Raw genomic sequence first — 22,593 nt, forward strand, 5'->3', positions numbered from 1 at the left:
GCAGGTTGAAGCGCGGGTAAGACCGTGTGGAGGACCGAACCCACCAGGGTTGAAAACCTGGGGGATGACCTGTGGTTAGGGGTGAAAGGCCAATCAAACTCCGTGATAGCTGGTTCTCCCCGAAATGCATTTAGGTGCAGCGTCGTGTGTTTCTTGCCGGAGGTAGAGCACTGGATAGGCGATGGGCCCTACCGGGTTACTGACCTTAGCCAAACTCCGAATGCCGGTAAGTGAGAGCGCGGCAGTGAGACTGTGGGGGATAAGCTCCATGGTCGAGAGGGAAACAGCCCAGAGCATCGACTAAGGCCCCTAAGCGTACGCTAAGTGGGAAAGGATGTGGAGTCGCAGAGACAACCAGGAGGTTGGCTTAGAAGCAGCCACCCTTGAAAGAGTGCGTAATAGCTCACTGGTCAAGTGATTCCGCGCCGACAATGTAGCGGGGCTCAAGCGTACCGCCGAAGTCGTGTCAATCCAGCATGTACCTCCAACGAGGGCTGGGTTGGGTAGGGGAGCGTCGTGTGCCGGGTGAAGCAGCCGCGTAAGCGAGTTGTGGATGGTTCACGAGTGAGAATGCAGGCATGAGTAGCGATTCACACGTGGGAAACGTGTGCGCCGATTGACTAAGGGTTCCTGGGTCAAGCTGATCTGCCCAGGGTAAGTCGGGACCTAAGGCGAGGCCGACAGGCGTAGTCGATGGACAACCGGTTGATATTCCGGTACCCGCTTTGAAGCGCCCAATACTGAATCTTCTGATGCTAAGGCCGTGAAGCCGCCCTGGAGCCTTCGGGCAAAGGGGAGTGGTGGAGCCGCTGACCCTAGGGGGTAGTAGGTAAGTGATGGGGTGACGCAGGAAGGTAGTCCAGCCCGGGCGGTGGTTGTCCCGGGGTAAGGGTGTAGCCCGTTGTCCAGGTAAATCCGGATGACATGAGGGTGAGACCTGATGCCGAGCCGATTGTGGTGAAGTGGATGATCCTATGCTGTCGAGAAAAGCCTCTAGCGAGTTTCATGGCGGCCCGTACCCTAAACCGACTCAGGTGGTCAGGTAGAGAATACCGAGGCGTTCGGGTGAACTATGGTTAAGGAACTCGGCAAAATGCCCCCGTAACTTCGGGAGAAGGGGGGCCATTTCTGGTGATGGGCTTTACGCCTTGAGCTGGGGGTGGCCGCAGAGACCAGCGAGAAGCGACTGTTTACTAAAAACACAGGTCCGTGCGAAGCCGTAAGGCGATGTATACGGACTGACGCCTGCCCGGTGCTGGAACGTTAAGGGGACCGGTTAGCTGACTTTCGGGTTGGCGAAGCTGAGAACTTAAGCGCCAGTAAACGGCGGTGGTAACTATAACCATCCTAAGGTAGCGAAATTCCTTGTCGGGTAAGTTCCGACCTGCACGAATGGCGTAACGACTTCTCGACTGTCTCAACCATAGGCCCGGTGAAATTGCATTACGAGTAAAGATGCTCGTTTCGCGCAGCAGGACGGAAAGACCCCGGGACCTTTACTATAGCTTGATATTGGTGTTCGGTTCGGCTTGTGTAGGATAGGTGGGAGACTGTGAAGCATGCACGCCAGTGTGTGTGGAGTCGTTGTTGAAATACCACTCTGGTCGTGCTGGATGTCTAACCTGGGTCCGTGATCCGGATCAGGGACAGTGTCTGGTGGGTAGTTTAACTGGGGCGGTTGCCTCCTAAAGGGTAACGGAGGCGCCCAAAGGTTCCCTCAGCCTGGTTGGCAATCAGGTGTTGAGTGTAAGTGCACAAGGGAGCTTGACTGTGAGACTGACGGGTCGAGCAGGGACGAAAGTCGGGACTAGTGATCCGGCGGTGGCTTGTGGAAGCGCCGTCGCTCAACGGATAAAAGGTACCCCGGGGATAACAGGCTGATCTTCCCCAAGAGTCCATATCGACGGGATGGTTTGGCACCTCGATGTCGGCTCGTCGCATCCTGGGGCTGGAGTCGGTCCCAAGGGTTGGGCTGTTCGCCCATTAAAGCGGTACGCGAGCTGGGTTTAGAACGTCGTGAGACAGTTCGGTCCCTATCCGCTGTGCGCGTAGGAGTCTTGAGAAGGGCTGTCCCTAGTACGAGAGGACCGGGACGGACGAACCTCTGGTGTGCCAGTTGTCCTGCCAAGGGCATGGCTGGTTGGCTACGTTCGGGAGGGATAACCGCTGAAAGCATCTAAGCGGGAAGCCTGCTTCGAGATGAGGGCTCCCACCCACTTGATGGGGTAAGGCTCCCAGTAGACGACTGGGTTGATAGGCCAGATATGGAAGCCTCGTAAGGGGTGGAGTTGACTGGTACTAATAGGCCGAGGGCTTGTCCTCAGTTGCTCGCGTTCACTGTGTTGGTTCTGAAATAACGACTGTGTCATTGTCCGGTTGGTTTATTTCATAGTGTTTCGGTGGTTATTGCGTTAGGGAAACGCCCGGTTACATTCCGAACCCGGAAGCTAAGCCTTTCAGCGCCGATGGTACTGCAGGGGGGACCCTGTGGGAGAGTAGGACGCCGCCGAACTCCTTTTAGAAGAGCCTTGTGACGGATTTCGATCCGTCACAAGGCTCTTCTGCGTTTACCGGAAAAGTTCTGGAGAAGCCCGCTCCGTACTGCGATCCTGTGGCCATGAGCTATGTGGTCAGGGGTATCAAGGGCGACGAGTGGCCTCGTCTCAAGGAACTGCGCATGGCCGCACTCGCCGATCCGGTGGCGCGGGTCGCCTTCGTGGAAACGTACGAGCGGGCGGCCCAGGGGCCGGACTCGCTCTGGCAGAAGCGCGCCGAACAGGGCGAGGCCGGCGAGGAGCTGAAGACCTTCGTCGCCGAGACCGGTGGTGACGGCCCAGGTGCGGAGCAGCCGTTCGCGGGCATGGCCGTCGTACTGGTCGAACGGGACCGGGCACAGACCCATCTGACCGGCGTCTACACCCGGCCCGAGTGCCGCGGCACCGGGCTCGCCGGCGAACTGTTCCGCGCCGCCCTGGAATGGTCCTGGGAACTGCCCGAGTTCCGCGTCGAACGCGTACGGCTCTGGGTGCACGAGGAGAACGAACGCGCCCGCGCCTTCTACGCCAAGCTCGGATTCGCCGAGACCGGCGAGACCATGCCGTACCCGAACCGACCGGAAGAGACCGAGTACGAGCTGGCCCTGTTCCGACCGTAAGTCGGGTGAAGCACGAGCCCGGAGTGGCCGGCGAGCCGGGGAGTCGGGTCTCAGCCCACCAGGCTGCCGTGCGTGCGCGGCCAGCGGGCCCGTGCCTGCTCCGGCGACCGCATCAGGGCCAGGGCCTCCAGGCCCTGTGCCGGGCCGCTCGTCATCAGCTCGGGCAGCGCGGGGAACGGCGCCACGCCGGCGATGTCGTCCAGCACCAGCGTGAGCGGCGGGTCCAGCCGGCCGCCGGGGGAGCGCTTGGCCGTCTGCTGGGCGTGCTCGACGACGCTGGCGACCAGCGCGGTGAGCAGCGGCATCGCGCCAGGTTGTGTCCGCGGGTTCTCCAGCGACTCGCCCACCACGTACAGCGTCCCGCCCTCGCCGACGAACGACTCCAGCGCGAGGGCGTCGGCGCGGCTGGCGTTGCACGCGTCCCGGATGTGGATCGAGGACAGCGCCGCCAGGGCGCGGGCCGTCAGCTCCTGCGCCATGTCGCGGCGCTCGGGGTGCGCGGTGAGCGTCGACTCCAGCTCGCCGGCCATGCCGCTGGTCGCCTTCGGGTTCGTCCGCAGGATGCGTACCGGCTCGTGCGCCGAGTAGCCCTGGGCCCAGCGGTGCACCTGGCGGAACGGGCGGCCGTCCACCGCCGCCGCGTGCAGCCAGCAGCGCAGCAGCGTCTCCGCCGCGTCCGCCGTCGCCGAGTCGATGAGCGAGGCCGGGCGGACCGGGGCCAGCAGCGCCACCGCGCGGGCCGCGGCGACCTCCCGCGCCTCGCAGCCGCTGGCGGGGTTCCAGCGCAGGCGGGCCGGCGTGTCCAACAGGTGGCTCGGGTCGAAGACGTGCACCGGGCCCAGCTTGGCCCGCGTACCCGTCGTCTCCGCCCACAGCGTCGCGTCGCCGCTGGTGACCAGCGTCGGGCCGGCCGCCTCCAGGATCGCGTGCAGGGCCGCGTCCTGACGTTCGGCGGCCGTCCCGTACCGGACCCGCGACGGGGGCTCGGCGCCCGGCCAGGCGCCGTCCCGCTGCGCGGGCACGCCACCGGGCGTGGCGGGGCCGTACGGGGGCGAGGCGTGGGTCCCGAACGCTGTGGGGGCCGCGGGCGCGGCCTCGGGACTCGCCCCAGGGGCCGGGGCCGGCGTGGGGGTCGGGGGCGGCGGTGGCTGGGGTGCGGCCTCCTGGGCGTGGCCGCTGGCGCCGGCCGGCTGGGCCGCCGTGGGGGCGGCCGGCTGCGTGGGAGCGGGGGTGGGCTGTGGGGTCGGGAAGATGGCCGTGAAGTAGGCCGCGGGATCGATGGGCGGTTGCGGGTCGGGCATGGCGGCGGGCTGCGCGGCGGGCGCGGTCGGTGCTGCGTACGGCTCCGGGGCCGGGACCGCCTCGACGGGGCCCGCGGGGCTGGTGCTCGGGGCGGTGTCCTGAGGCTGTCGCGGGTGCGGGGCGTGGGCCCGTTCCTCGGCGGCCTGGCGACGGTCGGCGGCGCGGCGGGCCCGCATCAGGCGGTAGCGGGCGACCGTGCCGACCACGAAGACCGCGACGACCAGCAGGACGAGCACCTCGCTGATGAACAGGCCCCAGAACAGCCCGTACCCCGAAAGCTCCTCCTGGGGGGTGTGCGGCCAGGCCGCGGCGAGGTCCCCCGGGTCCTGCACCAGGTGCCGAGCGGCCTGCGGTGTGCGGATGAACGACACGTTCTCCGGCCAGGCCCCGTGCGCGAGCAGCCCGGCCAGGCCGGTGGCCGTCCAGGTCAGCAGCGCCAGCCCGATCAGGAACAGCAGCGCCCCGATGAGCAAGCCGTCCGGAATGCCGCGCTCCGGCGCGCGGTCCCGCCTCGGGTCCGCCATCGCCTAGGCCACCGTGGACTCGGACGTGCCGGACGCGGGTGGGCCGTAGGGCGCGTACGGGCCGTACCTGTCGTAACCGTCGTACCCGTCGGCCCCGCCCGCGAGCCCCTCCTCGGCGAGCCGCTGCTCGACGGCCTCGGCTGCGCGGGCCTCGGCCTCCGCCTCGGCGGCCAGCGCGGCGGTCAGCGAGTCCTCGGTCATGGCGCGGTCGGTGTAGACCAGCGGGCGCTCGGCCTCGGTGATCAGGTGCTTGACGACCTGGACGTTTCCGTTGACGTCCCAGACGGCGATGCCGGGGGTGAGGGTGGGGATGATCTCCACGGCCCACCGCGGCAGGCCGAGCACCCGGCCGGTGGCGCGCGCCTCGTCGGCCTTCTGGGCGTAGATGGTACGGGTCGAGGCCATCTTGAGGATGGCCGCCGCCTCGCGGGCGGCGGCGCCGTCCACCACGTCGGACAGGTGGTGGACGACCGCGACGAAGGACAGGCCGAGCCGGCGGCCGAACTTCAGCAGCCGTTGGAAGAGTTGGGCGACGAAGGGCGAGTTGATGATGTGCCACGCCTCCTCGACCAGGAAGATGCGCTTCTTGCGGTCCGGCCTGATCCAGGTGTGCTCAAGCCACACGCCGACGATCGCCATCAGGATCGGCATCGCGATCGAGTTGCGGTCGATGTGCGAGAGGTCGAAGACGATCAGCGGCGAGTCCAGGTCGATGCCGACCGTGGTCGGCCCGTCGAACATGCCGCGCAGGTCACCGTCGACCAGCCGGTCCAGGACCAGCGCGACGTCCAGGCCCCAGGCCCGTACGTCGTCCAGGTCCACGTTCATCGACTCGGCCGAGTCCGGCTCCGGGTGGCGCAGTTGCTCGACGATGTCGGTGAGCACCGGCTGCCGGTCGGTGACGGTCTCGTTGACGTACGCGTGCGCCACCTTGAGCGCGAAGCCGGCGCGCTCGTCGAGGCCGTGGCCCATCGCGACCTCGATGATGGTGCGCAACAGGGCGAGCTGACCGGTCGTGGTGATCGACGGGTCGAGCGGGTTGAGCCGGATGCCGCCGTCGAGGGCGGCCATCGGGTCCAGGCGGATGGGCGTGATGCCGAGCTGCTGGGCGATGAGGTTCCACTCGCCGACGCCGTCCTCGCCCTGCGCGTCGAGGACGACCACCTGCCGGTCCCGGAACCGCAACTGGCGCAGTACGTAGGTCTTCTCCAGGGCGGACTTGCCGTTGCCGGACTCGCCGAGCACCAGCCAGTGCGGGGCGGGCAACTGCTGCCCGTACAACTGGAACGGGTCGTAGATGTACCCCTTGCCGGAGTACACCTCGCGACCGATGATCACGCCGGAGTCGCCGAGGCCGGGCGCGGCGGTGGGCAGGTAGACGGCCTGGGCCTGGCCGGTGGAGGTGCGGACCGGCAGCCGGGTCGTCTCCACCTTCCCGAAGACGAAACTGGTGAAGGCCTCGGTGATGACGCCCATCGGATCGACCACGGCGCAGCCCCTATCGTCGGATGCCGGTGGCGAACGGCAAGGTGTTCACAAAGGCCCGGTGGTGTTCGCGGTCGCACCACTCCAGCTTGAGGTAGCTCTTGCCGGCCGAGGCGCGGATGGTGCGCTTGTCGCGGGCGAGGGCTTCGGGCGAGCGCGATGAGACCGTGATGTAGCCGACGAGGTTGACGCCGGCCGCGCCGCTGGCCAGGTCGTCGCCGCGCTGGTCGAGGCGGCCGTGGGCGGCGATGTCCCGCGGGTCGACGGTGCGGTTCATCTTGGCCTGGCGGCTGGCCTCCGCCTCGTCGTTGGTCTTCTCCGTCAGCATCCGCTCGATGGCCAGCTCGGTGGGCTCCAGGTCCATGCAGACCGCGACCGTGCGGATCACGTCGGGGGTGTGCACCAGCAACGGGGCGAGGAAGTTCACCCCGACGGGCGTCATCGGCCACTCCTTGACCCAGGCGGTGGCGTGGCACCAGGGGGCGCGGGTGCTGGACTCGCGGGTCTTGGCCTGGAGGTAGGTGGGCTCCATGGCGTCGAGCTCGGCGGGCCAGGCGTTGCGCTGGGTCATGGCCTGGATGTGGTCGATGGGGTGGTCCGGGTCGTACATCGAGTGCACGAGCGAGGCCAGCCGGCTCTGGCCGAGGGGTTGTCGGACCCGGATGTCGGCCTCGGCGAGCCGGGCGCAGATGTCGGTCAGCTCGCGGGCCATGACGACGGCGAGCCCCGCGTCGCGGTCGATGCGCTTGCCGCTGTGCCGGGAGGCGCGGGCCATGGCCTGGGCCTCGGCGGACAGCTCGCGGGTGTAGTGCATGCAGGCGACGAGGTAGGCGCGGTGTTGCTCGGAGGAGGTGGAGACCATCGACTGGAGCTGGTCGTAGGAGTCCTTGAGCCACTCCGGGGAGTTCGCGTCGCCGCGCCGCTCGACGTCCTTGGCGTGCGCGTCGGGGTCGGCGGGGAGCGTACGGGCGAGCATCTGGAGGCGGGTCACGAAGCCGTCGCCGTTGGCCACGTGCTTGAGGAGCGTGCCGAACCGGTCGACCAGCGCCTCCTGGTCCTCGCTGTCGCGCAGGCCCACGCCGGGGCCCTCGATCTCGATGGCGGCGGTGACGGTGCGCCGGTCCGCGTGCAGCAGGACGGCGATCTCGTCGGGCCCGAAGGGCGCCGCGAGCCAGTTGATGTGCCCGATGCCGGGCGGCGGGCCCACCTCGACCTCCCGGCCGTCGAGGCGGGTGCCGGCCTCGGCGACGGTCGAGCGGTAGGTGGCGCCGCGGCGGGTGATGCGACGGTAGGAGCGGTTGATCTCGAACCACTTGTAGAACGTGCGGCCCCGGTACGGGACGTAGACCGCGCCGAGGGCCAGCGCGGGGAAGCCCACCAGGGTGATGATGCGCAGCATCAGGACGGGCACGAGCAACCCGCACATCATGCCGACGAAGCCACCCGCGATGATCAGGGCGATCTCGCCCGTCTCGCGGTTCTTGCCGACGATCGCGTTCGGGCGCGCCCGACCGATCAGATACGTACGGCGGGGCGCGATGGGGTGGGACTGGGCCTCAATCGTCAACGCCGGTCACCTCCCGAGGTGTTGCTGGTGTTACTGGTGTTGCTGTTCGTGTTGCGGTTCGGCGTACGGGGCGCGGGGGCGGCGGGCGCGCGGTTGCCGCCCCCGCCGGAGTCGCCGCCGCGCGCGCTGTGGGCCGCGACGCCGCCGGAGACGGGGTTGGCGGCGCGCGGCTGGGACGAGCCGCCGCCGTCGCCGCCGATGGGCGGTCCTACGGCGCGGTTGCTGTGGGCGTTCATGCCCTGCTTGACCAGGGCGGCCGGGGAGCTGACGATCGCCGCGGCCTGGCGCGACGCGGCGTCGCTGCTGGCGTTGCGGCTGTTGATGATCTCGTCGCCGAAGCCGGGCACGAAGCGGTAGATCATCGCGCTCGCGAAGATGGCGAGGATGATGATCGACAGGCCGGAGACCACGGCCGAGAACGCGTCGGGGCCCTCGTCGCCCGAGAGCGCTCCGGCGAGTCCGAGGACGATGACGATCACCGGCTTGACCAGGATGACCGCGATCATGAGCCCGGCCCAGCGGCGGACGTGGCCCCACATGTTCTTGTCGACCAGGCCCGCGTAGACGGCGGTGCCGAGCAGGGCGCCGACGTAGAGCAGGGCGGCGCGGATGACGAGTTCGAGGCAGAGCACGCCGGCCGCGAGGATGGTCACCAGCGACACGACGATGAGCATGATCGGCCCGCCGCCGATGTCCTCGTCCTTCTTGAGCGCCTCGGCGAACGAGCCGAAGAACGCGTCGTTGTCGGCCCCCGTCCCGGTGGAGATCACTTCCGTGACGGCGTCGGTGGCGGAGACGACGGTGTAGAGCACCAACGGCGTGAAGGCCGAGGCCAGCACGGTGAGCCAGAGGAACCCGATGGCCTCGGTGATCGCCTCGATGAACGGCACCCCACGGATCGCCCGCTTGGCGACGGCGAGCAGCCACAGGAGGAGGGTGAGCACGGTGGAGGCGGCGAAGACGATCGCGTACTGACGCAGGAACGTCTCGTTGGTGAAGTCGACGCCCGCCGTCTCGTTGACCATGTCGGAGAGCTTTCCGACGAGCCAGGAGGCGGCCTTGGCGCAGGACCGGGCGAGGGAGGCGGCGGGGTCGATGGGGGCGGTGGGGTCGTCCGTGCCGGAGCCCCCTCCGTCTTTGTCGCCGCACAGGTCCTTCAGCTCGTCCGGGTAGTCATCGCAGTGCCCGTTGTCGCTCGCCGACGGCTTCGGGGTCGGCTCAGCGGTTGCCCGCGTGGCGAGCAGCAGGACCGCGGTGGGACTCAGGGCGAACAGCGCGGCCAGCGTGAGGGAGCGGCGACGTTTAGCGGGCATAGGTGAACCCTCCGAACCTCTGGACGGCATCGGCCATCTCCTCGGCCGACGACGCGGTCTGGTCCCGGCCGACGGGTGCCGGCCCGTCCTGCTGCTGGTAGTCGGTCACCTTCCAGTCGTCGTCGATCCACTTGAGCTCGAACGTCTTCGTGTACCAACCCTCGGTGACGGGCCACTTGGAGTCCTCACCCGCCATACCGACCAGGGTGGAGTACCAGACGGCCACGCTCGCGGTGTTGCCCTTGAAGTCGACGATCTTAGTGCCGATCGGGTTGCTGCGGCACACGAACGTCATGCCCTTGGGCGCTTTGCCGTCGGCGTCGAGCCCGATGGCCGTACGGAGCTTCTCACTGGAGTACACCTTGTCCAGCGGGGCCTGCCGGGCGGCGGCCGCCTCCGGGGCGTACACCGTGTTCACGATGGCGTGCCGGGAGTCCCGGGAGTACATCTCGACCGACCCCAGAGCCACCGCGTAGTTCGCCGCCGCGCTCTGGGCGCCCTGTTCCGTGCGGGGGAAGCCGGTGGCGATGCCCGTGGTGGTGTCCTTGCCCTTGACGGGGCGTTCGCCGGTGGGGGCGGTGGACTGGGCCTGGTTGCCCTTGGCGTCGCCCGAGCCGCCGCCGTCGCCGTCGTCGGAGTCGCCGCCGCCGCGGTTCGCGAAGGCGATGGCCGCGATGAGGAGGACGACGACGGTCACGACGGTGAGCAGGCTGCGGCTCGGCTTGGTGGTCGGGCGGGGGCGGCGGCCGGTGCCGAACGCGTCGCCGTCGCCGTCCGGGAGCCGGGTGCGGGTCAGCCGCCCGTCGGTGCCGGCGGGGCCGTGGTCGCCGCCGTACGAGTCGTAGTGATCGTCGCCGTGGGGACTCATCGCGCGCCCGCCCCTTCGCCCATGGCCTCGGTCTCCGCGGCGCACCGCGGCTCGGCCGCGCCCGCCCCGCGGAGGGCGGCCCGTCCGGGTGCCGCCGTGCCGGCCGTCGTCTCGTCCGCCGCCGCTCTCGCGGCGCCCAGGTACGACGGTAGCGGCGCGCGGCGGAGCGCGGGGGCGATGGTGTGAGTGCACATCAGGCTGACACAACCTCAGCAGCGGGACCGGGGGAGAGGCGGGAGGTCGAAGTGGCGACGGCGCGACGTGGCTGTCGCCTGTCCCGCCCGGGCCGCGGGGAGCGCGGGTGGCGGTCCGAGTGGCCTGGAGGTGTGGGCATCAGCTTGCGGCCTCGTGGGAGGGGAGGGACGAGCAGAGGGGCTCGTATGCGTGGAACGGTCGGGCGGGGTGGGGGCGGGGTGGGCTCGCGCGGCGTACGGGCTGGGTGAGGGCCCGTACGCCGCGCGGTGGCGCGGACGGCGGGCGGCGCGTCCGCGTGGGGCGAGGCCGGCGGCCTAGACGGCCATGCCGTACACGATGGTGAAGAGCGTGCCGAGCGAGCCGATGATGAAGACGCCGGTCAGGCCCGCGACGATCAGCCCCTTGCCCTGCTCGGCGCTGAACGTGTCGCGCAGGGCCGTGGCGCCGATGCGCTGCTTGGCCGCGCCCCAGATCGCGATGCCGAGGCACAGCAGGATGGAGACGGCCATCACGACCTCGATCATGATGCGCGCTTCGTTGCCCAAGCTCCCGAAAGGCCCCCAGTCGGGGGCGATTCCGCCGATGATGGTGGTGATGTCGCCTTTTTCGGCTGCCAAGTACATGTGAACTCACCGCCCCTTATGGGTAGTTGTGTACCGCCTTGCCGTGCGGCACGGGTCAGTCTCTATCTTCGCCGAAGTTGCCACTGTCGCATGTCGATTTGGCGGCATTTCTTGGCGGATCTCGTATCGGATCCGAGCTTCGCCGCTCTGACCTGCGGTCACACCGTACAAACGCGGCCCGGAGAAGTGTTGGTGCGATGGGTGTTCGTCACTCTGTGTATCACGGTCGGTGACGGTGAGCAATGGACGTGTGGTTGTCTGTGGAGAAAGCGTCCCGGGTGGGGCGCGGTCAACGCGGGCCCGGGCGGCGGTTGCTGGCCTCCGCCTGGTGCGTCTACGGGTGTACCCGCTCGCGCTCCCGGCTATCCGATGGTTCCCCTCACGCCACGAAGTCGTCGAACTCCCCCGCCTTGACGCCCTTGATGAACGCGTCCCACTTGGCCCGGGTGGTGACGACCACCTGGTCCCGGTCGCGGCTCTCCCGGAGGTAGACGCGGCCGTCGGGCCCCGCGGCCACCTCGAGGAACTCGGGCGGGTCCTCCCCTTCCGGTACGGCGCGCTGCCAGTCGAGCTGGTTCATGTCCATCGCGTGGTCGTCCTTGTCGCGTGTGCCGACGGGGTGGTGACGGGGTATGAGGTCACCCTCCCGCCCCCGTCGCGCCCCCGTGTCGCGGTGGGTGGCCGCACGGTGGACTGTAGTCGCGCGGACTGTGGCGGTGGTCGCCCGCCGGCCGTCCGCGCCGCCCGTCACCCGGCCCCGGGCGCCGTCGCCGCCCGGGTCCTCGCGCCGCGTGACCGCCCGTGCCCCGGGGCGTGCGTCGGGGCGCGTCAGGTGCCCTCTCGCCAAGTCGGGGGCCGTCGTCGTACCGTGCGAATCACGTCCGTGGAGCGCCCGGTTGGGGCCGGATGGGGGAGGATGGCCCGGTGCGTAAGAAGGTCTGGCTCGGTGTCGGCATCAGTATGGGGCTGTCCTTTTCCTTCGTCGTGCTGCTCGTTCTCGGTACGTACATGATCGCGAGCAGGGCCACGAGCGGCGGCTCCACCGGCGACGTGCAGCTCGCGGAGGGCACCGTTCCGGCCGCGTACGCGCCCCTCGTCCAGAAGCACGGCAACCGCTGCCCCGCCATCAACCCGGCGCTGCTCGCCGCGCAGCTCTACCAGGAGAGCGGCTGGAACCCCAAGGCCGTGAGCCCGGCCAACGCGCGCGGGTTGGCGCAGTTCATCCCCGGCACCTGGGCCGCGTACGGGGTGGACGGCGACGGCGACGGCGACCGTGACATCTGGGACCCCGCGGACGCCATCCCCTCCGCGGCGGCCTACGACTGCGCGCTGGCCAAGTACGTGAAGGACGTGCCCGGCGACCTCACGGCCAACATGCTGGCCTCCTACAACGCCGGCTCGTACGCGGTGGTCAGGTACCGCGGAGTGCCGCCGTACAACGAGACCCAGAACTACGTGCGGCGCATCACCACGCTCGCCAAGAGCTTCGCGGCGCCGAAGCAGCCCGTCGCGGCGTCCAGGCAGGCGGCGGCCGCGATCTACTTCGCGCAGCGGCAACTGGGCAAGCCCTACCTGTGGGGTGGCAACGGGACGGCGGCCGACGGCGGGCGGTTCGACTGCTCCGGGCTGACGAAGGCCGCCTACGCCTCGGTGGACATCGAGCTGCCGCGCGTGGCCAACGACCAGTGGAACGCCGGGCCGCACCCCAGCCGCGACGAACTGCAACCGGGTGACCTGGTCTTCTTCGCGTACGACCTACAGGACCCGCGCTCCATTCACCACGTGGGGATCTACGTCGGTGGCGGAAAGATGATCAATGCTCCGTACACGGGGGCGGTCATCCGTTACGACCCGATCGATACGCCGGACTACATCGGGGCGACCCGGGTCACCAAAGATGGCGCAAAAGCGCTCCCCGAGCCCCGGGATGGCGAAGCCTGAGATGGCGCGGGCCCCTTCGGCTGACGGGGCTGACGCGCTGAGCGGAAGTCGATCAACGGCATCCGTCGAGGTGTAGCGTGGCTGGAACTCTCCGTGATGCCGTCTTTCTGAGCTGCGACGATGGGTCACCCTTCGATAACGTCCTGGTGATCGTTGGGTGGAGAGTGGAACGCGTTGCCCCACACGGGCGTTTTCTTCGAGTGGAATAGCAGCACACTTGGTTGAGGACCGCGGGGGCGGCCGGTTGCTTGCAGCGACGGGCGTGACGTGCAAGAGATAAGGGGCCGCGGCAGATGGCTGGACTCACACTGGGGTCCCCCCTGGCAGCAGACGTCAGGGAAGGGTCGAACCCGGATGTCAGCCTGCTCTACGACATCAACGGCCTGGCCGAGGACGCGCCGCACTGGTGCGACCGGTTGATGGAGTTCATCGGCGAGTTCGGCGTCGTCTTCGGCCTGCTCGCGTTGCTGCTCGGCGCCTGGTGGAGCGCGCGCAAGCGCTCCGACGCGGCGAGCGCCGTCGCCGGCCTGGCGTGGGCGCCGCTCGCGGCCGGCATCGCGCTGCTGGCCAACATCCCGATCCGCGGCTTCGTCAAGCGCCCCCGCCCCTTCGTGGACCACCCGCAGGAGCTCGAGGTGCTGGTGGCGGGCAAGAGCGACTACTCGTTCGTGAGCGACCACTCCACGCTGGTCGCGGCGATCGCCGTGGGCATCTTCATGGTCAACCGGAAGTACGGTGTCATCGCGCTGGTCGTGGCGCTGTTCGCGGGCTTCTGCCGGATCTACATGGGCGTGCACTACCCGACCGACGTGGTCGGCGGCTTCGCGCTCGGCACGGCCGTGACGCTGCTGCTCGCCCCGCTGGCGATGATGCTGCTGACCCCGCTGGCCACGACCGTGGCCAACTCGCGCGGGAGCTGGCTGGTGCGCGCCAACGCCGGCGGCCCGGCGGTGGAGCCGGCCGGATCGGTGGCCCAGCGCGGGCCGGGCGGCCCCGCCGTCACGCCGGTCACCGACAAGCGGCACGACAGCGACCTGGCGGCCTGACGGCCCGCCCGCCCGACGCGGACACACCGGCCCGGCCCCACGCGACCCGTGGGCGCCGGGCCCAGTGCTGTTCGCGGGCTCCGGTCGCGGCGACCCGCGAGCGCGTGCACCGCGCGGGCTCCGCCGACAAGCCCCGCTGTCCGGGCCCGCTGATCGACCCCGCCGACAAGCCCCGCCGTCCGGCCCGCTGACCGACCCTGTCCCACAGCGTCTGCGCGCGGGTCCCGCCCTACAGCGCCTGCGCGAAGGTGAAGAGGCGATTCGGGTCGTAGCGTTTCTTCGCGGCGGTGAGCCGGTTCGCGGCGGCGCCGTAGTAGGCCGTGCGCCAGTCCTTGAGGCCCGCGTCGGCGTAGTTCTGGTAGGCCGCGCCGGAGGCGTGTCGGCGCATGGCCGCGTGGGCGCTGTCCAGCCAGGCCGTCTGCGTGGCGCCCGAACGGCCCGCCGGCCACGAGGCGGTGTACTGCGCCAGCATCCGCGACCTGCGGTGCACGAAGGCGGTGGCCAGCGGGGCGACGCGGTTGACCGCGCCGCCCAGCGCGGTGAGCGCGACGCTGACCGCGCCGCCGCCGGTGCCCCGGCCGTACCGCTCCACCTGGTCGAGCAGGGCGCGGATGCCCTGCTGGTTCAGGGAGCGGTCGAAGAAGTCGGAGCGGGCGCCGTAGGTCTCGCGGCGCAGCGCGCCCGTCGCCTCGCGGCCCGGCGTGGTGCCGGACAGGTGGCACTGGGTGGTGGAGTGGGTGGAGCAGCCGGCGTACACGCGCATGGCGTCCAGGTAGCTACGGCGGCGCAGGCTCACGCTCTTCGCGCTGGCGCCGGCCGCGTCGGCGAGGCGGTCGAGGGCGTTCTGCAGGTCGCCGTAGGTGCCGAGGGAGAACGCGCTGAGCGAGACGGTGGGGGTGCGGCCGGGGGCGGCGGAGAAGTGCAGCGCGGACCAGATCTCGTCGGGCTGCGTCGGGCCCCACGCCTGCCAGGCGCGGAGTACGGCCGCCGCCTTCGACCAGGGCCAGGTGAGGTACGCGCTGACGCCGGCCGCCGCCTTGTGGGTGCGGAAGCGGAGTTCGGTCACGACGCCGAAATTGCCGCTTCCCGCGCCGCGCAGCGCCCAGAACAGCTCGGCCTCCCGGTCCTTGGCGGTCTGCACCGCCTTGCCGTCCGCGGTGATGACGGTGGCGCCGACGAGGCTGTCGGAGGTGAGCCCGTACGCGCGCGAGACCACGCCGTGGCCGCCGCCGAGGGTGAGGCCGGATATGCCGACGGTGGGGCAGGAGCCGGCGGGGATGGTGACGCCGTGGGCGCCGAGGCTGGTGTAGACGTCGATGAGCTTGGCGCCGGCGCCTATCGTCGCGGTGCCGGCGCCGGTGCGTATGGAGCGCAGCCGGGAGACGTCGATGACCAGCCGGTCGGTGCCGCCGGAGTGGCCGGCGTAGCTGTGGCCGCCGCTGCGGATGGCGAGGGGGGTGCCGTGGCGCCGGGCGAAGGCCAGGCACTCGGCGATGTCGGAGGTGTGGGCCACGTACGCGATGGCGGCCGGGCGTTGGTGGTCGAAGCGGGTGTTGTAGAGCTGCCTGGCCTGGGCGTAGTCGGCGTCGGACGGGCGGATCAGGCCGCCGCGCAGCCCCTTGCCGAGCGCGGTCCAGTCGGCGGCCCGGGGCTTGCCGGCGCGGGCCGAGGCCGAGGTGGTGGCGGGTGAGGTGGCCTCGCGCGGGGTGGTGCGTGGGGCGCCGCCCTCGTTGCTCGGGGCAGGCGGGCTGGCCTCGCCGTCGCACGCGACGGTCCCCGTGGCCGTCACGGCCAGTCCGGTGCCGGCTGCCAGCAGTGTGCGCCTGTCCATCCTGCCCTCCCTCTCGATGTGGGTCTCCTCTACGCAGAGGGCGTACGGCGGGTGCCGGTTCCGTGGCGGCGGTCGCGGACCCGCACGAGGAGGCATGGCCATGACATTCTCGGCCTAGTATGCGGGGTCGGCGGGGGAGGGGTGAGCTGTGGCCGACTGGCCGAGAGGGGGCGCGCGCGGCTGGCCGGCGCGCCCGAGGCGGCCTCGATGCGCTGTCAGCGACCGGTGTGTGGAGGAGCGGGGACGGAGGGCACGGGGTGTGCCGCCCGTGTCGCGCGGTGTTCGTCGGCGTCGGTACGAGCCCGGGAGCGGGCTCTGCGCGCGGGTCCTGACCAGCCGCAAGAGCAGCGGGCGAGGCAGAAGGCGCCCGTTTCGATGGTGGTCGTCTCGTGTATGTCGGAGCCCGAGTCAAGCACGTACCCACGCTACCCGGCCGTGACGGCCCTCAGGGGCGATCGTTGAACGGAACATATTTCACCGTCGTCATGACGGCCCGGCCCGCGCTGTGTCCGGTGCGGTACGCGGGGCGCGGCGCGACGCGTGGGACACGGGCGCGACAACGGTCAGGGGGTCGGACGTCGATGAGGGTCCAGAGATCGGTCCGGATGTCGGTGCGGCGGCACAGGTGCGGCGGTGGCGCGGTCGCCGTCGTGGCGGGCGGCCTCGTGGTCACGCTGGTGGCCACGGCCGGGTGCTCGTCGCGCGCCGATCCCGAGGAGGCCGGCGAGGGGCTGGCCCAGGAGCGCGTCGCCGACGAGTGGGACATCGGCAGCGGCCCGATCGGCGACCCGGGGGCGAACCTCACCGGTTCCGCCGAGCCCGCCGAGCGGGAGGTGGGTGCCGCGCCGGCGGTGCTGCGCGAGGCCGCGGGGGCGCTCGCGCGGGCCGGTAGCGCCCGGGTGCGTACGTCGGTGGAGACGGCCGCCGGCGCGACCCGGGTCGCCATCCAGGGCAGCGGCGGCTACGACTTCGTCGAGCGGATGGGGCGGCTGCGGGTGCGTCTGCCGAAGGACGCGGTGGGCGACGACGAGCACGAGCCGATCACCGAACTCCTCGCGCCCGCCGAGCTGTTCCTGTTCAACCGGGGCGCGGGGGTGCCCGACGACCGCTGGGTGCGGGTGGACAGCACCCGGGTCGCCGACGGGAACCTGGTCACCGGGGGCGCGACCGACCCGCTGGTGGCGGCCCAACTCCTGCGCGGCGCCCGGCAGGTGAGCGTCGTCGGGCGTGGGGCGCCGGCGCGCGGCGGGCTGCGGCACTACCGGGGTGTCGCCGACCTGGACGCGGCGGCGCGCGCCGCGGAGCCGTACGCCCGTGGGGTGTTGCGGGCCGCGGCGCGGGGGTTCGCCACCGACGCGGTGCGCTTCGACGCCTTCCTCGACGCGCGGGGCCGGTTGCGGAAGATCCGGCACCGGTTCACCATGACCAACGCCGCCGGTGGGCAACGCCGGGAGACGGACGTGGTCTCCACGACCGAGTTGTACGCATTCGGCGCGGCGGTCGCCCTGCGTCCTCCCAAGCCCGCGGATATCTACGCGGGCACGGTCGATTCGCCGAAGAATTAGCTCCGCGGACGGGTTCGGCCCATGGAAATGACCCATCCGTGCCATGTGCGCGGTGTGTGCCTGTCCCTACGCTGGAACGCTGGCGACACGGCCGGCGAGAAGTCCGGCGACCACGGCGGTGACCAGAGCGGCCGACAGGCCCGGGCTCGGAGGAGGTGACACACATGGTGGCGCGTCAGGGGCCGTCGGTCTCGGACCATGTGGCCCTCGTCGAGATCGACCTGTACGGCGAGTTGATGATCGCCGCGTCGAGCGTGGCCGAGGAGCGGATGAGCGCGGACCACATCGACGCCGTGCTCCGCGTCCATGTGGACCGATCAGATTCCGCCAGTTCTGAGCCGGCTCGCGAGCGTGAGAGAGACCACGACCACAGCGCTTCCTGAGCCGCTCGGCGCGACCCGCGACCCGCGACCCGCGCGGCGCGCGCCGCCGCCGATCGAACCGGCCGCCGACCGGCGGGCCGGTCGGCGGTGCGGTCAGGTGCGCAGCAGCCGGGCGATGGCGGCCGTGGCCTCGGCGACCTTGGTGTCGGCCTCCTCGCCGCCGCGCACCGCGGCGTCCGCGACGCAGTGCCGCAGGTGCTCCTCGAGCAGTTGCAGCGCGAAGGACTGCAGCGCCTTCGTGCTGGCCGAGACCTGGGTGAGGATGTCGATGCAGTAGACGTCCTCGTCAACCATCCGTTGCAGGCCACGGATCTGTCCCTCGATCCGGCGCAGCCGCTTGAGGTGTTGGTCGCGCTGCTTGGTGTACCCGTGCGGTCCGGGCGGGCCGCCCGTGGCGGCGTCGCCTGTGACCTCGCTCGCATGGCCCGCGCAGGACGAGGTGGCGTCACGGGTCTGGTCGCGGGCCCCGTCCGCGCGGGACACTGTGACCTGCGTCGCCGCCGTGATCTCGCCGGTTTCGGCTGATGTGGTGGCGGGCAGGGCGTCGCTGGGAGCTTGGGGCTGGTCGCCATCGCGGGCGGCCCCGCTGTCGGCTGCCGTCGTCGTCATGGCGTCCTTTCGACCGGTGAGAGCCTCATATACCCCTACGGGGTACATGGTACCGAATGGAGCTGATGGCGGCCGGGCCCCGTTATAGGCACTCTGCCCGATAGGCGACACTGGTGGAATGCCGGTTAGCCATGGCCGGATGTTGTGCCTAGCATCAACGAGACCGAATCCGCTGCACCCAGAGGATGCCCCAGTGCGCTTTCGTCTGACCCCCAGGGAGACGAGCTTCTACGACATGTTCGCCGCCTCAGCGGACAACATCGTGACCGGCTCCAAGCTCCTCATGGAACTGCTCGGGGCGGACTCCTCCGCTCGGGCCGAGATCGCCGAGCGCATGCGGGCGGCGGAGCACGCGGGCGACGACGCGACCCACGCGATCTTCCACCAGCTCAACTCGTCCTTCATCACGCCGTTCGACCGCGAGGACATCTACACCCTCGCCTCGTCGCTCGACGACATCATGGACTTCATGGAGGAGGCCGTTGACCTGGTCGTCCTCTACCAGGTGGAGGAGTTGCCCAAGGGCGTCGAGCAGCAGATCGAGGTGTTGGCCAGGGCCGCCGAGCTGACGGCCGAGGCGATGCCGAACCTGCGCACCATGACCAACCTCACGGAGTACTGGATCGAGGTCAACCGGCTGGAGAACCAGGCGGACCAGATCCACCGCAAGCTCCTGGCCCATCTGTTCAACGGCAAGTACGACGCGATGGACGTACTCAAGCTCAAGCAGATCGTCGACGTGTTGGAGGAGGCGGCCGACGCCTTCGAGCACGTCGCCAACACCGTCGAGACCATCGCGGTCAAGGAGTCCTGACCCACGGTGGACACCTTCGCGCTCGTCGTGACCATCGGGGTCGCGCTCTTCTTCACGTATACGAACGGCTTCCACGACTCCGCCAACGCCATCGCCACCTCCGTCTCCACCCGGGCGCTGACGCCGCGCGCCGCGCTGGCGATGGCCGCGGTGATGAACCTCGCCGGAGCCTTCCTTGGCAGCGGGGTCGCCAAGACCGTCAGTGAAGGGCTGATCCAGACGCCCGAGGGCGACAAGGGGATGGGCATCCTCTTCGCCGCGCTGGTCGGGGCGATCGTGTGGAACCTCGTCACCTGGTACTACGGCCTGCCGTCCTCGTCCTCGCATGCCCTGTTCGGCGGCATGGTCGGCGCGGCGCTCGCCGGGGGTATCGACGTCATCTGGTCCGGGGTGATCGAGAAGATCGTCATCCCGATGTTCGTCTCGCCGTTCGTCGGCCTGATCCTCGGCTATCTGGTGATGGTCGCGATCATGTGGATGTTCCGGAACTCCAACCCGCACAAGGCCAAGCGCGGCTTCCGCATCGCGCAGACCGTGTCGGCGGCGGGCATGGCGCTCGGGCACGGGCTCCAGGACGCCCAGAAGACGATGGGCATCGTGGTGATGGCCCTGGTCATCGCCGACGTCGAGGACTCGGGCGACCCGATCCCGGTCTGGGTGAAGATCGTCTGTGCGCTGATGCTCTCGCTCGGTACGTACGCCGGCGGCTGGCGCATCATGCGCACCCTGGGCCGCCGGATCATCGAACTGGACCCGCCGCAGGGCTTCGCGGCCGAGACGACCGCGGCCTCGGTGATGTACACCGCGTCCTTCATGTTCCACGCGCCCATCTCCACGACGCACGTGATCACCTCGGGAATCATGGGCGTGGGCGCCACCAGGCGGGTCAAGGCGGTCCGCTGGGGCGTCGCCAAGAACATCATCATGGGCTGGTTCATCACGATGCCGGCCGCGGCGGTGGTCGCCGCCGTGAGCTACTGGATCGTGCGACTGGCCTTCGGCTGATCCGCCTCGTCCGGCTGACCGGCGCCCGGTGGGGCGCACGACCCGGCGGACGCGGCCGGGCTCCTCGGGGCGGCTGTCCCGTGACGCGGGCCCTCGCGGCAGATGTCGCGGGGGCCCGCGACGCGTTCCGCCGCCCGCCTTCCGTTCCCCGCCACCCGCCTCCCGCTCGGCACCCGGCCGGGTACGCGCGGGGCGGTCCAGCCGCGGATCGGTAGGGCTCGGCAGGATCGGTCGTGGGCTCTCGGGCCGGCGGGAGCGCGTCGTACGCCGGTGTGCCGGGCCCGGGGATGGTGCGGCCCGCCCCCCGGGAGCCGGGGGGCGGGCCCATCGCCTTGCGGTGGCACCGCCATGCAGCACCGCAAAGCTGCTCTTGCACGGCCCGCCCCGTGGCGCGTACCTCGGGGCGAGCGCCGGGCCGATCAGCCGAAGCGGCCGGAGATGTAGTCCTCGGTGGCCTGCACGGACGGGTTGGAGAAGATCCGCTCGGTCTCGTCGATCTCGATGAGCTTGCCGGGCTGGCCGACGGCGGCGAGGTTGAAGAAGGCCGTACGGTCCGAGACGCGGGCCGCCTGCTGCATGTTGTGCGTCACGATGACGATCGTGAACCGCTCCTTCAGCTCGCCGATCAGGTCCTCGATGGCGAGGGTGGAGATCGGGTCGAGCGCCGAGCACGGCTCGTCCATCAGCAGGACCTGCGGCTCGACCGCGATGGCGCGGGCGATGCACAGGCGCTGCTGCTGACCGCCGGAGAGGCCGGAGCCGGGCTTGTTCAGCCGGTCCTTGACCTCGTTCCAGAGGTTGGCGCCCTTGAGCGACTTCTCGACCACGTCGTTCAGCTCGCTCTTGCGGTACGAGCCGTTCAAGCGCAGGCCCGCCGCCACGTTGTCGAAGATCGACATGGTGGGGAACGGGTTGGGGCGCTGGAAGACCATGCCGATCGTGCGGCGCACGGAGACGGGGTCGACGCCGGAGCCGTAGAGGTTCTCGTCGTCCAGCATCACCTTGCCCTCGACCCGGCCGCCGGGGGTGACCTCGTGCATGCGGTTGAGGGTGCGCAGGAAGGTGGACTTGCCGCAGCCCGAGGGGCCGATGAAGGCGGTCACGGAGCGGGGCTCGACGGTCATCGAGATGTCCTCGATGGCCTTGTGCGAGCCGTAGTACGCGGTGAGGCCGCTGACGTCGATGCGCTTGGCCATGTGAATCACTTCTTTTCTACGTCGACCCCGCGGCGGCGGAGCCGGAGTACGGGGCCTCAGCGGCCGGTCTTCGGGGCCTTCCAGCGGGCGATGCCGCGCGCGACCAGGTTCAGGATCATGACGAAGGCGATCAGCACGAGGGCTGCCGCCCAGGCGCGGTCGTAGGACGCCTCGTTGCCGAGGCTCCACTGCTCGTAGATGTAGAACGGCAGCGACGACTGGGCGCCCTCGAAGGGGTTGTTGTTGATGACCTTCTCGCCGAAGACCAGCAGGACGATCGGCGCCGTCTCACCGGCGATACGCGCGATGGCGAGCATGACGCCGGTGGTGATGCCGCCGATCGCGGTCGGCAGGACCACCTTGAGGATGGTGCGCCACTTGGGCACGCCGAGCGCCAGCGACGCCTCGCGCAGCTCGTTCGGGACGAGCTTGAGCATCTCCTCGGTGGAGCGGACGACGACCGGCATCATCAGGATGGCCAGCGCCATGGCGCCGGCGAAGCCCGAGTAGTCGAAGTCGAGGATGATGATCCACAGGCTGAGGATGAACAGACCGGCGACGATCGAGGGGATGCCGGTCATGACGTCCACGAAGAACGTGACCGCCTTCGCGAGCTTGCCCCGGCCGTACTCCACCAGGTAGACGGCGGTCAGCAGGCCGATGGGGGCGGCGATCAGGGTGGCGATGCCCACCTGCTCCAGGGTGCCGATGATCGCGTGGTAGATGCCGCCGCCCGGCTGGGTGGTCAGCACGCCGTTCATCGAGTGGGACAGGAAGGCGCCGTCGAGGACCTTGGAGCCGCGGTCGATCGTCTCGTACATGAGCGAGGCCAGCGGGACGATCGCCAGTAGGAAGCAGACCCAGACCAGGCTGGTGGCCAGCCGGTCCTTGGCCTGCCGCTTGCCCTCCACCTTCGCGGTGAGGGCGAAGGTGATGCCCACGAACAGGATGGCCGATATGAGGCCCCACTGGATCTTGCTGTCCAGGTCGGCGGCGATGCCGATGCCGCAGCCGAGCAGGATCGAGAGGGCGACCAGGCCGATCGGGGCCCAGGCCGGCAGGCGCGGCTGGCGCAGCGTCGAGGTCTTCGGAGCGCTGGCGAAGTCGGTGGTCTTGTCGACCATGATGTCGTTCATGCCCCGCACCTTTCGATGATCTCTCCGCCCACACGG

At 69.9% G+C, this 22,593-nt stretch carries 19 protein-coding genes and 2 rRNA genes (1 of these 21 cut by a window edge); 9 read left to right on the forward strand and 12 right to left on the reverse strand.

Annotation, left to right across the window (positions count from 1 at the left end; genetic code table 11):
* From H7H31_RS18985 to H7H31_RS18995, 3 genes are all read left to right on the forward strand, one after another.
* Positions 1-2,322 (forward strand): 23S ribosomal RNA (locus H7H31_RS18985); it begins 801 nt to the left of the window's first position.
* Positions 2,323-2,395: 73 nt separating this feature from the next.
* Positions 2,396-2,512: ribosomal RNA gene (rrf, locus tag H7H31_RS18990) — 5S ribosomal RNA — on the forward strand.
* A 105-nt stretch (positions 2,513-2,617) separates the two neighbouring features.
* Positions 2,618-3,154: a GNAT family N-acetyltransferase gene (locus H7H31_RS18995; RefSeq protein ID WP_187061443.1), complete on the forward strand. Its 537-nt coding sequence runs from the start codon at positions 2,618-2,620 to the stop codon at positions 3,152-3,154.
* 50 nt (positions 3,155-3,204) lie between these two features.
* Here H7H31_RS18995 and H7H31_RS19000 read toward each other — a convergent pair whose 3' ends face one another.
* The 7 genes from H7H31_RS19000 to H7H31_RS19030 form a co-directional block, all read right to left on the reverse strand.
* A complete protein-coding gene (locus tag H7H31_RS19000) occupies positions 3,205-4,980 on the reverse strand; it encodes a P-loop NTPase family protein (RefSeq protein ID WP_187117979.1) in 1,776 nt (591 codons plus the stop codon).
* 3 nt (positions 4,981-4,983) lie between these two features.
* Complete coding sequence (locus H7H31_RS19005) at positions 4,984-6,456, reverse strand: ATP-binding protein (RefSeq protein WP_222625321.1); 1,473 nt, start codon at positions 6,454-6,456, stop codon at positions 4,984-4,986.
* Positions 6,457-6,478: 22 nt separating this feature from the next.
* Entirely contained in the window at positions 6,479-8,026 is a 1,548-nt protein-coding gene (locus tag H7H31_RS19010; protein ID WP_187063276.1) for an SCO6880 family protein, read from the reverse strand.
* A 2-nt stretch (positions 8,027-8,028) separates the two neighbouring features.
* A complete protein-coding gene (locus H7H31_RS19015) occupies positions 8,029-9,345 on the reverse strand; it encodes a hypothetical protein (protein ID WP_187063265.1) in 1,317 nt (438 codons plus the stop codon).
* The gene (locus H7H31_RS19020) at positions 9,335-10,213 is read right to left on the reverse strand and encodes a hypothetical protein (RefSeq protein ID WP_187063266.1); all 879 of its coding nucleotides are present in this window, start codon (positions 10,211-10,213) and stop codon (positions 9,335-9,337) included. Before H7H31_RS19020 ends, H7H31_RS19015 begins: the two co-directional genes overlap by 11 nt.
* Before the next feature lie 509 nt (positions 10,214-10,722).
* Positions 10,723-11,031 carry a hypothetical protein gene (locus tag H7H31_RS19025; RefSeq protein WP_176162433.1) on the reverse strand — a complete coding sequence of 103 codons (309 nt, stop codon included), beginning with the start codon at positions 11,029-11,031 and terminating at the stop codon, positions 10,723-10,725.
* Between the two features lie 379 nt (positions 11,032-11,410).
* A complete protein-coding gene (locus H7H31_RS19030; protein ID WP_308118161.1) occupies positions 11,411-11,617 on the reverse strand; it encodes a DUF397 domain-containing protein in 207 nt (68 codons plus the stop codon).
* 374 nt (positions 11,618-11,991) lie between these two features.
* Between H7H31_RS19030 and H7H31_RS19035 the strand changes: the two genes are divergently transcribed.
* Complete coding sequence (locus H7H31_RS19035) at positions 11,992-12,972, forward strand: bifunctional lytic transglycosylase/C40 family peptidase (protein WP_269475469.1); 981 nt, start codon at positions 11,992-11,994, stop codon at positions 12,970-12,972.
* Between the two features lie 293 nt (positions 12,973-13,265).
* Positions 13,266-14,018 carry a phosphatase PAP2 family protein gene (locus tag H7H31_RS19040; protein WP_187063268.1) on the forward strand — a complete coding sequence of 251 codons (753 nt, stop codon included), beginning with the start codon at positions 13,266-13,268 and terminating at the stop codon, positions 14,016-14,018.
* Between the two features lie 229 nt (positions 14,019-14,247).
* Here H7H31_RS19040 and H7H31_RS19045 read toward each other — a convergent pair whose 3' ends face one another.
* Positions 14,248-15,849 carry an FAD-binding oxidoreductase gene (locus tag H7H31_RS19045; protein WP_187063269.1) on the reverse strand — a complete coding sequence of 534 codons (1,602 nt, stop codon included), beginning with the start codon at positions 15,847-15,849 and terminating at the stop codon, positions 14,248-14,250.
* Positions 15,850-16,064: 215 nt separating this feature from the next.
* Complete coding sequence (locus H7H31_RS34080; RefSeq protein ID WP_232109953.1) at positions 16,065-16,265, reverse strand: hypothetical protein; 201 nt, start codon at positions 16,263-16,265, stop codon at positions 16,065-16,067.
* Between the two features lie 189 nt (positions 16,266-16,454).
* Between H7H31_RS34080 and H7H31_RS19050 the strand changes: the two genes are divergently transcribed.
* The gene (locus H7H31_RS19050; protein WP_187063278.1) at positions 16,455-17,414 is read left to right on the forward strand and encodes a hypothetical protein; all 960 of its coding nucleotides are present in this window, start codon (positions 16,455-16,457) and stop codon (positions 17,412-17,414) included.
* 164 nt (positions 17,415-17,578) lie between these two features.
* A complete protein-coding gene (locus H7H31_RS19055; protein ID WP_187063270.1) occupies positions 17,579-17,797 on the forward strand; it encodes a hypothetical protein in 219 nt (72 codons plus the stop codon).
* 93 nt (positions 17,798-17,890) lie between these two features.
* Here the strand turns inward: H7H31_RS19055 and H7H31_RS19060 are convergent, their stop codons facing one another.
* A complete protein-coding gene (locus tag H7H31_RS19060; protein ID WP_269475470.1) occupies positions 17,891-18,304 on the reverse strand; it encodes a metal-sensitive transcriptional regulator in 414 nt (137 codons plus the stop codon).
* A gap of 295 nt (positions 18,305-18,599) precedes the next feature.
* Here H7H31_RS19060 and H7H31_RS19065 point away from each other — a divergent pair, with 295 nt between their 5' ends.
* The gene (locus H7H31_RS19065; RefSeq protein ID WP_176162428.1) at positions 18,600-19,220 is read left to right on the forward strand and encodes a DUF47 domain-containing protein; all 621 of its coding nucleotides are present in this window, start codon (positions 18,600-18,602) and stop codon (positions 19,218-19,220) included.
* Between the two features lie 6 nt (positions 19,221-19,226).
* Positions 19,227-20,225: an inorganic phosphate transporter gene (locus H7H31_RS19070; protein WP_187063271.1), complete on the forward strand. Its 999-nt coding sequence runs from the start codon at positions 19,227-19,229 to the stop codon at positions 20,223-20,225.
* 419 nt (positions 20,226-20,644) lie between these two features.
* On the opposite strand, the gene pstB is transcribed toward H7H31_RS19070, so the two are convergent.
* Complete coding sequence (gene pstB, locus H7H31_RS19075; RefSeq protein WP_187063272.1) at positions 20,645-21,421, reverse strand: phosphate ABC transporter ATP-binding protein PstB; 777 nt, start codon at positions 21,419-21,421, stop codon at positions 20,645-20,647.
* Between the two features lie 56 nt (positions 21,422-21,477).
* Positions 21,478-22,557, reverse strand: coding sequence for a phosphate ABC transporter permease PstA (gene pstA, locus H7H31_RS19080; protein ID WP_187063273.1), 1,080 nt, complete (start codon positions 22,555-22,557; stop codon positions 21,478-21,480).
* Positions 22,558-22,593 lie beyond the last annotated feature (36 nt).

The sequence above is a fragment of the Streptomyces buecherae genome, assembly GCF_014295035.1.
Lineage (GTDB): Bacteria > Actinomycetota > Actinomycetes > Streptomycetales > Streptomycetaceae > Streptomyces > Streptomyces youssoufiensis.